The sequence below is a fragment of the Stutzerimonas stutzeri genome, from assembly GCF_038561965.1.
Taxonomy (GTDB): domain Bacteria; phylum Pseudomonadota; class Gammaproteobacteria; order Pseudomonadales; family Pseudomonadaceae; genus Stutzerimonas; species Stutzerimonas stutzeri_AA.
Genome location: NZ_CP139348.1, coordinates 2915710 through 2929038, shown reverse-complemented (window position 1 = coordinate 2929038; position 13329 = coordinate 2915710). Strand labels below are relative to the sequence as shown.

Annotated in this window: 15 protein-coding genes; 9 read left to right on the top strand and 6 right to left on the bottom strand. The window is 60.8% G+C overall.

The genetic code is table 11. The annotated features are described in order from the left end of the window. The first annotated feature begins 9 nt into the window (after positions 1–9). From pdxB to SM130_RS13125, 8 genes are all read left to right on the top strand, one after another. On the top strand, positions 10–1155 hold the full coding sequence (pdxB, locus tag SM130_RS13160) for a 4-phosphoerythronate dehydrogenase PdxB (RefSeq protein ID WP_102825599.1): 1146 nt from the start codon (positions 10–12) through the stop codon (positions 1153–1155). An 87-nt stretch (positions 1156–1242) separates the two neighbouring features. Continuing rightward, the gene (gene dnaX / locus SM130_RS13155; protein ID WP_102825600.1) at positions 1243–3252 is read left to right on the top strand and encodes a DNA polymerase III subunit gamma/tau; all 2010 of its coding nucleotides are present in this window, start codon (positions 1243–1245) and stop codon (positions 3250–3252) included. 19 nt (positions 3253–3271) lie between these two features. Then, positions 3272–3598 carry a YbaB/EbfC family nucleoid-associated protein gene (locus SM130_RS13150; protein WP_102825601.1) on the top strand — a complete coding sequence of 109 codons (327 nt, stop codon included), beginning with the start codon at positions 3272–3274 and terminating at the stop codon, positions 3596–3598. Between the two features lie 163 nt (positions 3599–3761). Then, positions 3762–4361 carry a recombination mediator RecR gene (recR, locus tag SM130_RS13145; RefSeq protein ID WP_102825602.1) on the top strand — a complete coding sequence of 200 codons (600 nt, stop codon included), beginning with the start codon at positions 3762–3764 and terminating at the stop codon, positions 4359–4361. A 145-nt stretch (positions 4362–4506) separates the two neighbouring features. Next, positions 4507–5496, top strand: coding sequence for an ABC transporter substrate-binding protein (locus SM130_RS13140; RefSeq protein ID WP_102825603.1), 990 nt, complete (start codon positions 4507–4509; stop codon positions 5494–5496). Between the two features lie 101 nt (positions 5497–5597). Continuing rightward, entirely contained in the window at positions 5598–6344 is a 747-nt protein-coding gene (locus tag SM130_RS13135) for an ABC transporter ATP-binding protein (RefSeq protein WP_102825604.1), read from the top strand. Further along, a complete protein-coding gene (locus SM130_RS13130; protein WP_102825605.1) occupies positions 6341–7114 on the top strand; it encodes an ABC transporter permease in 774 nt (257 codons plus the stop codon). The genes SM130_RS13135 and SM130_RS13130 overlap by 4 nt, the downstream gene beginning before the upstream one ends. A gap of 49 nt (positions 7115–7163) precedes the next feature. Next, positions 7164–7823 (top strand): transporter substrate-binding domain-containing protein, encoded by a 660-nt coding sequence (locus SM130_RS13125; protein WP_102826123.1) that lies wholly within the window; start codon positions 7164–7166, stop codon positions 7821–7823. 26 nt (positions 7824–7849) lie between these two features. On the opposite strand, the gene SM130_RS13120 is transcribed toward SM130_RS13125, so the two are convergent. The 4 genes from SM130_RS13120 to hemN form a co-directional block, all read right to left on the bottom strand. After that, entirely contained in the window at positions 7850–8458 is a 609-nt protein-coding gene (locus SM130_RS13120; protein WP_102825606.1) for an SCO family protein, read from the bottom strand. 45 nt (positions 8459–8503) lie between these two features. Further along, a complete protein-coding gene (locus SM130_RS13115) occupies positions 8504–9052 on the bottom strand; it encodes an adenine phosphoribosyltransferase (protein WP_102825607.1) in 549 nt (182 codons plus the stop codon). A 22-nt stretch (positions 9053–9074) separates the two neighbouring features. Beyond that, positions 9075–9809 (bottom strand): fumarate/nitrate reduction transcriptional regulator Fnr, encoded by a 735-nt coding sequence (gene fnr, locus SM130_RS13110; protein ID WP_102825608.1) that lies wholly within the window; start codon positions 9807–9809, stop codon positions 9075–9077. Positions 9810–9913: 104 nt separating this feature from the next. Next, positions 9914–11296 carry an oxygen-independent coproporphyrinogen III oxidase gene (hemN, locus tag SM130_RS13105; protein WP_102825609.1) on the bottom strand — a complete coding sequence of 461 codons (1383 nt, stop codon included), beginning with the start codon at positions 11294–11296 and terminating at the stop codon, positions 9914–9916. Positions 11297–11501: 205 nt separating this feature from the next. Here hemN and nadE point away from each other — a divergent pair, with 205 nt between their 5' ends. After that, a complete protein-coding gene (gene nadE, locus SM130_RS13100; protein WP_102825610.1) occupies positions 11502–12329 on the top strand; it encodes an ammonia-dependent NAD(+) synthetase in 828 nt (275 codons plus the stop codon). Positions 12330–12347: 18 nt separating this feature from the next. Here nadE and SM130_RS13095 read toward each other — a convergent pair whose 3' ends face one another. Both SM130_RS13095 and ccoS read right to left on the bottom strand, forming a co-directional pair. After that, positions 12348–13064 carry a sulfite exporter TauE/SafE family protein gene (locus SM130_RS13095; protein WP_102825611.1) on the bottom strand — a complete coding sequence of 239 codons (717 nt, stop codon included), beginning with the start codon at positions 13062–13064 and terminating at the stop codon, positions 12348–12350. Further along, entirely contained in the window at positions 13057–13266 is a 210-nt protein-coding gene (ccoS, locus tag SM130_RS13090; RefSeq protein ID WP_102825612.1) for a cbb3-type cytochrome oxidase assembly protein CcoS, read from the bottom strand. The genes SM130_RS13095 and ccoS overlap by 8 nt, the downstream gene beginning before the upstream one ends. Positions 13267–13329: the final 63 nt, after the last annotated feature.

Genomic DNA, 13329 nt, shown 5'->3' with positions numbered 1-13329 from the left:
AGCCGCACCATGCATATCCTCGCCGATGAAAACATTCCGCTGGTCGATGAGTTCTTTGCCGGGCTTGGCGAGATTCGACGCATGCCCGGTCGTAGCATCAATCGGGCGGCACTGGAAAACATCGATGTGCTGCTGGTGCGCTCGGTTACACGGGTCGATCCCGATCTGCTGGACGGCAGTGCGGTGCGGTTCGTCGGAACCTGTACCATCGGAACGGATCACCTGGATCTCGACTACTTCGAAAAGGCCGGCATCGACTGGGCCAGCGCGCCGGGATGCAATGCACGGGGCGTCGTTGACTATGTGCTCGGCAGTTTGCTCGCGCTGGCGGAGGTGCGTGGCGAGGCGCTGGCGCAACGCCGCTTCGGTGTCGTTGGCGCCGGGGAAGTGGGCGGGCGGCTGGTAGAGGTGCTGCGTGGGCTTGGCTGGGATGTGCGCGTATGCGATCCGCCTCGACAGGCGCGCGAGGCGGGTGGTTTCGTCTCGCTGGACGAGGTGCTTGCTGAATGCGATGTGATCAGTCTGCATACCCCGCTGAGCATGGACGGCGACTGGCCGACCTTTCACCTTCTCGATCAACAGCGGCTGTCCAGGCTGCGCCCGGGAGCCTGGCTGATCAACGCCAGTCGCGGCGCAGTGGTGGACAATGCTGCACTGTGCGACCTGCTGCAGCAGCGCCCGGATATCGAAGCGGTGCTGGACGTCTGGGAGGGTGAGCCGCAGGTGGATGTGGCGCTTGCCGATTTGTGCCGGATCGCCACACCGCACATCGCCGGATACAGCCTGGATGGCAAGCTCCGCGGTACGGCGCAGATCTACACCGCACTCTGCATGGCGCGCGGGCTGGAGCCGCTCGTCGAACTCGCGCAGTTGATGCCCGGTGCGCCCTTGACCGAGCTGACCTTCGCATCTTCCGCGGAACCGGCTGAAATGCTGGCCATGCTGTGTCGGGCGGTCTACGACCCTCGCCGGGACGATGCGGATTTCCGCCGCAGTTTGCTCGGCGACGAAGCGCAGCGTCGGGCTGGGTTCGATCTGCTGCGCAAGCAGTATCCAGCGCGGCGCGAGATCGATGGGCTCGCGGTGCGGATCGTCGGGCAAAACCCGGCACTGGATGCGGTAGTTGAGGCGCTCGGTGCCCGATTGCTCGGCTAGCCGGCAGTTCGAGCGCAGCTCGGATGCAATTTCCATCCTGCTCCGCTAGCATTACCCGTCCTCTGCCTTGTCCCCCGCGATGGTGTTATGAGTTATCAGGTTCTCGCACGTAAATGGCGTCCGCGCTCGTTTCGCGAAATGGTCGGCCAGACGCATGTGCTCAAGGCCCTGATCAATGCGCTGGATAGCCAACGTCTGCACCATGCCTACCTGTTCACGGGCACCCGGGGCGTGGGCAAGACCACCATCGCGCGGATCATCGCCAAATGCCTGAACTGCGAAACCGGTGTCAGCTCGACGCCCTGCGGTGTGTGCTCGGTATGTCGGGAAATCGATGAAGGGCGCTTCGTCGACTTGATCGAGGTCGACGCTGCGAGCCGCACCAAGGTCGAAGACACTCGCGAGCTGCTGGACAATGTCCAGTACGCACCGAGCCGCGGGCGCTACAAGGTCTACCTGATCGACGAAGTGCACATGCTCTCGTCGCATTCATTCAACGCGCTGCTCAAAACCCTTGAGGAGCCGCCGCCCCACGTCAAGTTCCTGCTGGCGACTACCGATCCGCAGAAGTTGCCGGTCACTATCCTGTCGCGTTGCCTGCAGTTCTCGCTGAAGAACATGCCGCCGGAGCGCGTGGTCGAGCATCTCACCCACGTACTGAGCGTCGAGAACGTGCCTTTCGAAGACGATGCGCTGTGGCTACTGGGCCGCGCGGCGGACGGCTCGATGCGCGATGCGATGAGTTTGACCGACCAGGCGATCGCCTTCGGTGAAGGCAAGGTGCTTGCCGCCGACGTTCGGGCGATGCTCGGCACCCTCGACCACGGTCAGGTCTACGGCGTGTTGCAGGGATTGCTCGAAGGTGACGCCAGAGCGTTGCTCGAAGCGGTGCGTCATCTCGCCGAGCAGGGCCCGGATTGGGCTGGTGTGCTGGCCGAAATCCTCAACGTGCTGCACCGCGTCGCTATCGCGCAGGCGCTGCCGGAGGCCGTGGACAATGGTCAGGGCGATCGCGATCGGGTGCTGGCCTTGGCCCAGGCGCTGCCGGCCGAAGACGTTCAGTTCTATTACCAGATGGGGCTGATCGGTCGGCGCGATTTGCCGCTGGCACCGGATCCGCGCAGCGGCTTCGAGATGGTCTTGCTGCGTATGCTGGCGTTCCGTCCGGCGGGCAACGACGATGCGCCGCGAACACCGCTAAAGACCCTGGGAATCAGCCCGGCCACAGCTGATTCCAAGCCCGCAGCGGTGGCCGACACGCCGCCCGTTGGCGTGTCGCCTACTCCATCCCCGGTGGTTTCGGTCGCAGCAGTTGCACCACAGCCTGCGCCTGCCGTTTCGGCGCCAGCGCAGCAGCCGCCAGTACCCGAGCCTTCAGCTGTACCTGTGGCGGCCACTCCTGCTGTAGAGGAGCCTCAGGCGGCGCCTGTCATCGACGTGCCGTGGAACGAGCCGCCTGATGTGCCGCCGGTTGCGGTCGTTGCCGACGTCGTTCTGCCCGAACCTGCGCCGCTCGATGGTCCGGATGAACATGTAGCGTCCGTAGTGCAGGTTGAAGAGTCGGACGATGATGAGCCGCCGCTGACCGACGAGGACTACTTCGAGGTCGAGAATCAGGCCGAGGCCTACCTTGATGAGTTGAGCGATGCCGACGACGAACCTCAGACTGCCGAGCCGCTACCGGCGGTAGAGCCCGCCACTGGGCTTGCTGCCGAGTGGCTGCAGCTTTATCTCAAGCTCGGTTTGTCCGGTCTCACCGGCAGCATTGCCGCCAATTGCACGTTGATCTCGGTTGAGCGCGATCACTGGCTGATGCATCTTGATCCAGCGCAGAGTGCGCTGTTCAATCCTACCCAGCAGCGGCGGCTGAACGATGCGCTGAATCAGTACCATGGACGCACACTGCAGCTGGATATCGTGCTGCAGAAGCCGGAGCAGGAAACACCGGCGCAGGCTGCTTTCCGCCGTCGTGCCGAGCGGCAACGCGCAGCGGAGCAATCGATTCATTCGGACCCTCTGGTCCAGCAGTTGATGCAGCAGTTCGCCGCGGTGATCCGCGAAGGCACCATCGAACCCGTAGAACATTCCGAATCCTGATTGAAATGAGGTGATACCCATGATGAAAGGTGGCATGGCCGGCCTGATGAAGCAGGCGCAGCAGATGCAGGAAAAAATGCAGAAGATGCAGGAAGAGCTGGCGAACGCCGAGGTTACCGGGCAGTCGGGTGCTGGTCTGGTCAGCGTCGTGATGAATGGCCGTCATGACGTCAAACGCGTCAGCCTCGATGACAGCCTGATGCAGGAAGACAAGGAAATCCTGGAAGACCTGATCGCCGCTGCCGTCAACGATGCGGTGCGCAAGATCGAGCAGAACAGCCAGGACAAGATGGCGGGCATGACCTCTGGCATGCAGCTTCCGCCAGGCTTCAAAATGCCCTTCTAAACCGGGTCGCCCAGTCGACGCGCATGACTGCGGTGCTCAAAAGCGCGGGCACCCTCATGTATGCGCAGTAGATTCAGGGTGCCTACGCCTTCTCGCGGCTTGCTCCGCATGCCGCCTGAATGCCCTTGTTCCGTGCTGCCCCTTCCAATAGCGACACATACTTATGAGCTTCAGCCCCCTGATCCGCCAACTCATCGATGCATTGCGCATTCTCCCCGGTGTCGGGCAGAAGACTGCGCAGCGCATGGCCTTGCAAATGCTGGAGCGCGATCGCAGCGGCGGTTTGCGCCTGGCGCAGGCGCTGGCGAAAGCGATGGAGGGAGTCGGTTACTGCCGTCAATGCCGCACGCTGACCGAGGACGATCTGTGTCCGCAGTGCGCTGACCCGCGGCGGGACGATTCGCTGCTATGTGTGGTGCAGAGCCCCGTGGACGTTTTCGCTGTCGAGCAGACCGGTTTTCGAGGGCGTTATTTCGTTCTCAAGGGGCATCTGTCGCCGCTCGATGGCTTGGGTCCAGAAGCTATCGGCATTCCCGAGCTGCTTACTCGGGTTGCGGACGGGGCGTTCAGTGAGGTCATCCTGGCTACCAATCCGACTGTTGAAGGCGAGGCAACTGCGCACTACATCGCGCAAATGCTGATTCCGAAAGGGTTAACCATTAGCCGGATCGCCCACGGCGTGCCTTTGGGTGGCGAGCTGGATCTGGTTGATGGCGGTACTTTGGCCCATGCGTTGGCGGGGCGCAAAACAATCAGCCTATAACCTGAAGTACTGACTTTATGCCACCTCGGTAGTGCCGCTCCCTGTTTGATTCGGGTAAAGTTCTAAGCCATAGAACTTAGATAGCTAAAACGAATATTTATCTTCGTTTTAGTTATATATGTGCCGTATTCGAATCGAGGTCGAAATGAAAGCGAAGCATTGGCTGATTCCAGCTCTTTTACTGGTGAGTGCGTTTGCCCAGGCGCAGGAGAAGTTCAAGGTTGGCTATATCCGCGTTATGGATGATGCCCAAGCAATGGTTGCTCACGAAGCCGGGCTGTACAAAAAGCATGGCCTGGATGTCGAGCTGATCGAGTTCAGCTCGGGTACCGACCTTATCAAGGCCATTGTGGGCGGGCAGCTGGATACCGGCGTGCTTGGCTTCACCAATGCTGTCGCCTGGGCCTCCAAAGGGGCTGATCTAAAGGTGGTGGGCGGTGCACAGCAGGGGTATCACTCGATTCTCGTGCGCGAAGATACCGATATCAACGACGTTGCAGGCCTCAAGGACCGTACGCTGGCTTCCCAGCGTGAAGGCAGCACGGCCGATGCAGTACTGCGCGGCGTGACATTGAAGAATGCCGGCCTCAAGCCGAGTGACGTGAATATCATGGGCGTCAGCCCTGCCGTGGCGGTGCAGTCACTGGTATCCGGCCGTGTCGATGCGGCATTCCTGTTTGAGCCTTATGATCGCATCGCGCAACTGGTTGCGCCGGTTCGCCAGGTCTATGAGATCGGCGAAGTGTGGCCGTTCCCGTGCATGGTGGTAATCACTTCCGGCGACACCCTGGCCAAGCGCAAGGACGCTGTCTGGAAGTCGCTGGACGCCCAGCGTGACGCCATCGAAATGCTCGACAAGCAGCCGGCTGAAGCGGCCAAGCTGATTGCCAACTACTTCATCGCCGAGCCGACCCTGAAGACGCTCAAGCGTGGCGAGCTCGCCCGTGAAGTGGTTATTGAAGAGGCAATTGGCACCCAGACTTTCAGCGCCAAGCTTGATGAGAACGATCGGGCGCGTATTCAGGAGCTTGCGGATATTCTGCAGGAGCTCGGCTCGCTGAAGACCCGCGACGGTAAACCGTTCGATACCAGCGCCATCCTCGATCTTTCCTGGCAGGAAGCTCGCGAACTCTAAGCGACGTTTCCCGTTCGGTATTACCAGGGCCCGGCTTCGCGTCGGGCCGTTTAACCCGCCCGCATTGCCGGGCAATTTCGTTTCTGGATTTGCGGATTTTTATGCAGCTCAGGTTTGAGAATGTAGACAAGCGCTTCGGGCAGCTCGAAGTCATCAAGGGCTTCAACGGTGAGTTCGCCCAGGGCGAGCTGGTTGCCCTGGTCGGGCCTTCCGGCTGCGGTAAGTCGACTCTATTGCACCTGGTGGCGGGGCTGGAAAAGCCTAGCGCGGGGCGAGTGCTTGCCGATGGCAAGCCGATCACCGAGCCCAGCCCGCGGCGCACCTTGGTATTTCAGGAGCATGCGCTGTATCCCTGGCTAAGTTTGCAGGGCAATGTCGCCATGGCGCTCGAACTGCAGGGCGTGGCCAAGAGCGGCGCGTTCGAACAGGCGCAAGGCTGGCTCGAGCGCGTCGGGCTCAACGGTTTCGAACACTACTACCCGCATCAGGTGTCTGGCGGCATGCGCCAGCGTACAGCTCTGGCTCGCGCGTTCATCGCTAAACCAGAAGTGCTGTTGCTGGACGAGCCGTTTGGCGCACTGGACGCGCTGACCCGCATGGCACTGCAGGACGTGTTGCGCGAGCTGATCGAAGAGCATCAGCCCACCGTGCTGCTGGTCACCCACGATGTTGATGAAGCGTTGTACCTGGCCGATCACGTCCTCGTATTCAGCGCGCGCCCGACACGGGTACTGAAAACCTTCAACTTCACGCATTGCGAGAAGAGCCACGATCTTTCGGACTTCGCTGCCGAGCGTAAGGAAATTCTCAGCCTGCTGGGCATCAAGACTGAGGTCGCACACCCATGAGCCAGGCACGTCGTCTTACCGGCCCGAAGAAGTATCTCGCCGTCATTCTGGCCATATTGTTCATCCTGCTGATCTGGCAGGCTGCGGCCTGGAGTCTGCCGGCCTTCCTGATGCCGGGTATTCCGACCGTCTTCGAACGCCTGTTCACGACCGTGCAGCAACCGGAGTTCCGTGAAGGGCTTTACGGCAGCATGAGCCGCCTCGGCAGTGGCTACAGCTTCGCGCTGTTGTTCGGTATCGGCTTCGGCCTGGTGGGTGGGGTGCTGTTCTTCTTCCGCGAAATCCTGCGCTCAGCCATCGTCATTCTGCAGTCGATTCCGTCGATCGCCTGGGTGCCGCTGTTCCTGATCGTGATGGGTTTCGGCAACCTGCCGATCATCGTGGTTGTGGCCTTGGCCGCATTCTTCCCAATGGCGCTTTCGGTAATGAATGCCACCGAGAGTGTGCAGCCGGTGCATGTGTCCGCAGCGCGGGTGATGGGGGCGTCACGCTGGCAACTGCTGCGCCGTGTCTACCTGCCAGCAGTAATGCCCGAGCTGATCACGGGTGCGCAGTTGGCGTTCGGCAATGCGTGGCGTGCGCTTATTTCCGCTGAAATGCTGATCGGCTTCGGTCAGGGGCTCGGTCGTTCGCTCGCTTACTCGGGGGAGATTGCCGATATGGTTGGGGTGATGATGAACATTCTGGTCATCGCCATTCTCGCCACGCTGATCGATCAGGTGGTATTGGAGAAATTCAAGCAGCGGATGCTGCGTTACCAGTACGTCTGAGGCTGCTGACGTGTCCTCGCCCCTGCGCATCATTCTGTGTCTGGCCTTGATGACGCCGGCTGCGTTGCTGGCAGAGCCGTTGAGCGTCCAGCTGCCTCAGCATCGAGTGCTCTCCAGCAGCGAAACGGAGAGCTTGGAGCAGGCGCTGGTCGAACGGTTGGCTGAAGGGCTTGGGCGTCCTGCTACTGTAGCCGTGAATAAGGACGCCGATCTGCGCATGGTTGCCGGCGATCAGCCTGGCGCTGCGGTCTACTACCGTGCTGCGCCTGCCGCGCTCAGCGCTACGGAAGGCGGTCTCGGTGCCTGGTCCGATCTTCAAGGCCAGCCGGTCTGCGTCAGTGATGCCAGTCCGTATGGGTCGCTGCTGCGTTCGCGCTTTGCTGCAGAGCCGCGAGAGTATCCGAGCGCAGCGCATGCCCTAATCGGCCTCAAACTCGGCGAGTGCCGTGCGGTGGTTGATGACGATGTGTTGCTGAGGGATATCGCCACCTTGCCGGAGTGGCGGCGCTACAAGCGCTTGCTGCCTGCGCTTACTGACGCGGAGCGGCAGCTGAGGCTGGCTGCGGACGACCCAAGCCTGCAGCAGCAGATCGACACGCTGCTAGCGCAGTGGGCTGGCAACGGGCAACTGGCGGAGCTGACCCGGCAATGGGTCGATGAAGTTGCGTTCCAGGCCTATGTGCTGGCCGATACGCTGGACTGCCACTGATCGCTCAAACGGCTTGGACGGGCCATTCAGTATTCGCTTTGCAGTACCTGCGGCAACATTTCCTTTAGCCCGTCCAGCTTCAAGGGGGCGCGAATATGGCCGCGCAGGCTGCCGTTCGGTGCCACTAAAGCCAAATTGCCGCTGTGGCTGACACTGTAATCGCCCTGCGTCTCGCTGGCGGGAACGAAGGGAAGCCCTAGGGCTCTGGACAGCTTCTGCAGCTGGTCCATTTCTCCGGTCAGGCCGACAAAACCCGCACGGTAATAACTCAAGTAGGTCTTCAGTTGTTGCGGCGTATCGCGCGCAGGATCGGCGCTGATCAGAACCAGCTGCAATTGCTCCCTGACGTCAGCTGGAAGCTGGCTGAACAGCCGACGCATGTCGCTCAAGGTAGTGGGGCAGATGTCGGGACAGGCAGTGAAGCCGAAGAACAGGATATGCCAGCGGCCCTGAAGTGACGCGCTGTTGAACGGCTGGCCATCCTGGTCGACCAGTTCGAACTGCGGCAATGTGCGCTCGCGAGGGAGCAGCAGCATGTTCGCCTGGTCCAGCAGCGCGTCGCGATCCAATGCAAATGAGGGTGTCACGCACGCCAGCACGACAATCAAGAGGCTGCGTCGAAGCGTCGTAAGCACGGGCGGAGTCCTTGATCGAATCAGCGACGCAACGCCGGTCTGCCTTCAGCGGTCGCTCAAGGCAAAGGCGGTCAGGGTAAAGGTCGGAATACCGATGTCCTGAAGCTTCTGCGACCCGCCGAGCTCCGGCAAGTCAATGATCGCAGCGGCTTCATGGATGTTCGCCCGCATGCGACGAACCAATTGCGCGGCAGCGAGAAGAGTGCCGCCGGTGGCGATCAAATCATCGAACAGCAGCACCGAATCTCCCTCGCAGAGGCTGTCCGCATGGATCTCTAGATGAGCTTCGCCGTATTCGGTGCAATAAGCCTGCGACAACACGTCAGCCGGCAGCTTGCCCTGTTTGCGGAAGAGCACCAGTGGCTTGTTCAGCTCGTAGGCAAGGATCGAGCCGACTAGAAACCCGCGGGCATCAAGGGCGCCAATATGTGTGAAATCGGCTTCTACGTAGCGCTGAATAAAGCTGTCGGCCACCATGCGCAGGGCTTTCGGCGATTGAAACAGCGGGGTGATATCGCGGAATACCACGCCTGGCCGGGGGAAGTCCTGTACCGGACGAATCAGGGTTTTGATGCTGAATTCATCGAAGATCATCGTACTGCTCCCAGACAGCGGTTCAGACGTCCATGGCGCCGCCAGCTAGCGCGCACAGTCCGATGGAATCGAGGATGCGTACTTCCTTGCCCTCGGCTTCGAGCAAGCCGTTCTGCTGAAAGCGGGTAAAAACGCGTGAAACGGTTTCGACTGCCAGGCCCAGGTAATTGCCGATCTCGTTGCGTGACATGGGCAGTCGGAACTGGTTGGCCGAGAAGCCCCGTGCGCTGAAGCGTGCAGAGAGGTTGATCAGAAAAGTCGCGATGCGCTCATCTGCGGTTTTCTTCGACAGCAGTAGCATCATCTGCTGATCATCGCGAATTTCCCGGCTCATGATGCGCATCAGCTGACGGCGCAATTGCGGCAACAGCACGCTCAGCTCATCGAGCCGCTCGAAGGGAATCTCGCAGACCGAAGTGGTTTCCAGCGCTTGAGCGGTGACCGGATAGCTTTCGGTGTCCATACCGGACAGGCCCACTAGTTCGCTGGGCAGGTGGAAGCCGGTGATCTGCTCCTCACCGCTATCGGTCACGCTGAAGGTGCGTAACGCTCCGGAGCGTACGGCGAATACAGAACTGAAGACGTCACCTTGGCGGAACAACGTCTCGCCTTTCTTCAATGGGCGGCCACGCTTGACGATGTCGTCCAAAGCGTTCATGTCCTGCAGGTTCAACGACAGAGGCAGGCAAAGCCCGGACAGGCTGCAATCCTTGCAATGGGCTTGCCGCTGCGCACGGACCTTGATCGATTCGGACATAGGTGGGCTTCCTGGAAACCTTGGTTATAGCGCGCAAGGTTAACTCAGGTCGCCCGCTATGGCCAATCGGCTCAAGGGTCGCAGGGGAATCATTTGAGGGCGCTCTAGAGCACGCGCGAATAACTGCGGATGGCATGCTCGGGAAGGTAGTGATCGAAGAGCATGCATATCGAACGGACGAGTAGTCGGCCGACAGGCTGAATTACGAGATGGCCGTCAGCAATTTCGATCAGCCTATCCGCGGCCATCTGTTCGAGTAGCGGCCAGGTTTCGCAAAAGTAATCTTGGAAATCGATGGAGTAGTCGCGCTCGATGCGTTTCAGGTCAAGTTCGAAGTCACAGATGAGTGACTGAATAACCGCTCGGCGGATCTGGTCGTCCTGTTTGCAGCGCAGGCCCTTGGCAGTCGCTAGCTGGTTCTGGTCCAGCTGGTGCTGGTATTCCGTTACATCGCTACTGTTCTGGCAGTACAAGTCGCCGATCTGGCTAATGGCTGAAACGCCGAGGCCTACCAGATCGCAGTGACCATGTGTGGTATAGCCTTGAAAGTTGCGTTGCAGGCTACCGTCTTCCTGCGCCATGGCGAGTTCGTCGTCCGGCAGTGCGAAGTGGTCCATGCCAATGTAGCGATAGCCTGCGTCAGCGAGCTGGTTGATGCTCTGTTCCAGCATGGCCAGCTTGTCGGACGGCGAGGGCAGGTCACCAGCGCTGATGCGGCGCTGCGTTGCGAACTGTTCGGGCTGATGGTCGTAGCTGAACAGCGACAGCCGGTCGGGCTGTAGATCTATGATCGCCTCCAGCGTTGTCGCGAAACGCGCTGGCGTCTGCAGTGGCAGACCATATAGCAGGTCGATATTCAACGAGTGAAACTGCAAGGTGCGGGCCGCCTCGATGATGGTGCGGGTCTGTTCGAGTGTCTGCGTACGATTAACGGCGCGCTGGACGTCCGGATCCAGATCCTGAACGCCGATACTAATGCGGTTGAAGCCAAGCTCGCGCAGCAGGCCCATGGTTGGCCAGTCTGCTTCCCGAGGGTCGATTTCAATACTGAAGTCGCCGTGGTCGTCGTCCTGCAAATTGAAGTGTTGCCGCAAGTGGCCCATCAGTCGGCGCAGTTCTTCATGGCTGAGAAATGTGGGCGTGCCGCCACCGAAATGCAGTTGCTCAACCAGCTGATCCTTGCCGAGGTGGCAGGCAATCAGTTCGATTTCTCTTTCGAGACGTTCGAGATAAGCGCGCGCCTGTTTGCGGTCGCTTGTCACCACATTGTTGCGGCCACAGTAGTAGCAGGCATTGGCGCAGAACGGCAGATGGACGTAAAGCGACAGCGGTCGTGACGCCTGACGGCTGCCGCGCAATGCGTGCAGCAGGTCGAACGAGCCGATCTTGTCATTGAACTGTGCCGCGGTCGGGTACGACGAATAGCGGGGGCCAGCCTGATCGTAACGACGGATCAGGTCGGAGTCCCAGCGAATGGAGTCGAGCATGTGGCATTCCCGGTATGACGGCGGTCGCTGGATTCTAGGTGGAGGGCCGCGCGCCGGACTTGACCTGTATCAAACTTGATCCGAACCTAGCGCGCTGGGCCAGATTGGCGCCAATACCCGGAAAGATCAGGCTGATTCGTGGTCTCATGACCACATCGACGTTTCAGTTAGCCAGCAGAGCCTTCATACGCCAGAGGAGAGTTTCATGCACAGCCGCCAGCAGGAAATCGCAACCGCGCTCAATGTCTGCGCGCCGTTCACCGGGCCAGAGTCGGTGCAGGCCGAAATCGATCGCCGGGTGAGCTTCATCCAATCCTGTCTGCGCGAGTCGGGGCTGAAAACACTGGTGCTGGGCATCAGCGGGGGGGTCGATTCGACGACTGCGGGCTTGCTGGCGCAGCGAGCCGTCGCCGGTATGCGCGAGGCCGGTGAAGGTGACGATTACTGTTTCATCGCCGTGCGCCTTCCTTATCAGGTCCAGCAGGACGAGCATGAAGCTCAGATGGCGGTGGATACCATCAAGCCCGACGAGTGCCACACCGTAAACATCGGCACGGCCGTTCTGGGATTGGCCGCTGCCACGCAGACGCTCGATTCGTTGAGCCCAGAGCAGCGCGATTTCGTACTGGGTAACACCAAGGCGCGGATACGCATGGTCGCTCAGTACACCATTGCCAACGCACGTCAGGGACTGGTCATTGGCACCGATCATGCTGCCGAGGCGGTGATGGGGTTCTTCACCAAGTTCGGTGATGGCGCATGCGACCTGACGCCGCTTGCCGGCTTGGTGAAGGATCAGGTTCGGCAGATCGCCGCAGCGTTGGGGGCTCCAGATCAGCTTGTGCACAAGGTGCCGACCGCAGATCTGGAGGAGCTGTCCCCCGGTAAGCCCGACGAAGCCGCTCATGGGGTCAGTTATCGAAACATCGATGACTTTCTGCAGGGTAAGCCGGTACCAGACGAAGCCGCCAGGATCATCGTCGACACCTACGACAAGACCGCGCACAAGCGTCAGCTGCCCAAGGAGCCCTGAGCGTTCGCCAGCGTTGCACTAGTGCGCATGCTCTCCATGGGCGGCGCCGGAGCCATGCCCCATCAGCCACTGCTGATGCGGGCCCGGTAGCGTCCAGAGGCCAAATAGGATCACCATCACCCCACCTACCATGCGTACGCCACGCTTGCGCAACAATGCCGTCAGGCGCTCGGCCGCTAGGCCTGTGGCGAGTAACACGGGCCAGGTACCGATCCCGAAAGCCAGCATCAGCATGGCACTGTCCAGCGCATCGCCCTGGCTGGCCGACCACAGCAGTGTGCTGTAGACCAGGCCACACGGTAGCCAGCCCCACAGTGCACCCAGCAGTAAGGCACGCGGCACGTTGGTCACAGGCATGAATTTGCTAGCGATGGGCTGGATGTGGCGCCAGAGGCCGCGGCCCAGCGCCTCGATGCGAGTCAGCCCGCTCCACCAGCCGGCCAGGTACAGGCCCATGGTGATCAGCAGCAGCGCAGCGACGACCCGCAGGGCCATTGCCGCCGGGCTGTTGGCAACGGCCCAGCCTGCCAAGCCGATAAGAAAACCGGCGAGGGCATAGCTCGACACTCGTCCCAGGTTGTAGGCGATCAGCAGTCGCAGGCGCTTGGCGCGCTGCTCAGCCGGAATGGCCATGGTCAGCGCACCCATCAGCCCGCCGCACATGCCCAGGCAATGACCGCCGCCTAGCAAGCCCAGTACGAAGGCCGACAGCAGCAGGGGCGCCAGTTCAATCACCGTTGCGTTTCTCCTGCTGGGTTTCGGTACTGTGCTGTGCGTCGGCGGACGGCTGCTGCGGCTCGTCGTCATCGAACAGGATGCTGTGTGCCGGGCCATCGAGGTCGTCGAACTGCCCGCTATCCACAGCCCAAAAAAATACCCAGATCGCAACGGCCACCAGGACCACGGCAACAGGGATGAGGATATACAGAGCGGCCATCAGGACCTCCAAAGGATCCAAAACGAAGTCTTCAGCTGCGTTTGTGCGGCTGCGGCGTCATTG

Coding starts and splice junctions, on each gene's coding strand:
- pdxB (WP_102825599.1), top strand. CDS start 10: ATGCATATCCTCGCCGATGAAAACATTCCGCTGGTCGATGAGTTCTTT.
- dnaX (WP_102825600.1), top strand. CDS start 1,243: ATGAGTTATCAGGTTCTCGCACGTAAATGGCGTCCGCGCTCGTTTCGC.
- SM130_RS13150 (WP_102825601.1), top strand. CDS start 3,272: ATGATGAAAGGTGGCATGGCCGGCCTGATGAAGCAGGCGCAGCAGATG.
- recR (WP_102825602.1), top strand. CDS start 3,762: ATGAGCTTCAGCCCCCTGATCCGCCAACTCATCGATGCATTGCGCATT.
- SM130_RS13140 (WP_102825603.1), top strand. CDS start 4,507: ATGAAAGCGAAGCATTGGCTGATTCCAGCTCTTTTACTGGTGAGTGCG.
- SM130_RS13135 (WP_102825604.1), top strand. CDS start 5,598: ATGCAGCTCAGGTTTGAGAATGTAGACAAGCGCTTCGGGCAGCTCGAA.
- SM130_RS13130 (WP_102825605.1), top strand. CDS start 6,341: ATGAGCCAGGCACGTCGTCTTACCGGCCCGAAGAAGTATCTCGCCGTC.
- SM130_RS13125 (WP_102826123.1), top strand. CDS start 7,164: ATGACGCCGGCTGCGTTGCTGGCAGAGCCGTTGAGCGTCCAGCTGCCT.
- SM130_RS13115 (WP_102825607.1), bottom strand. CDS start 9,052: ATGATCTTCGATGAATTCAGCATCAAAACCCTGATTCGTCCGGTACAG.
- fnr (WP_102825608.1), bottom strand. CDS start 9,809: ATGTCCGAATCGATCAAGGTCCGTGCGCAGCGGCAAGCCCATTGCAAG.
- hemN (WP_102825609.1), bottom strand. CDS start 11,296: ATGCTCGACTCCATTCGCTGGGACTCCGACCTGATCCGTCGTTACGAT.
- nadE (WP_102825610.1), top strand. CDS start 11,502: ATGCACAGCCGCCAGCAGGAAATCGCAACCGCGCTCAATGTCTGCGCG.
- ccoS (WP_102825612.1), bottom strand. CDS start 13,266: ATGGCCGCTCTGTATATCCTCATCCCTGTTGCCGTGGTCCTGGTGGCC.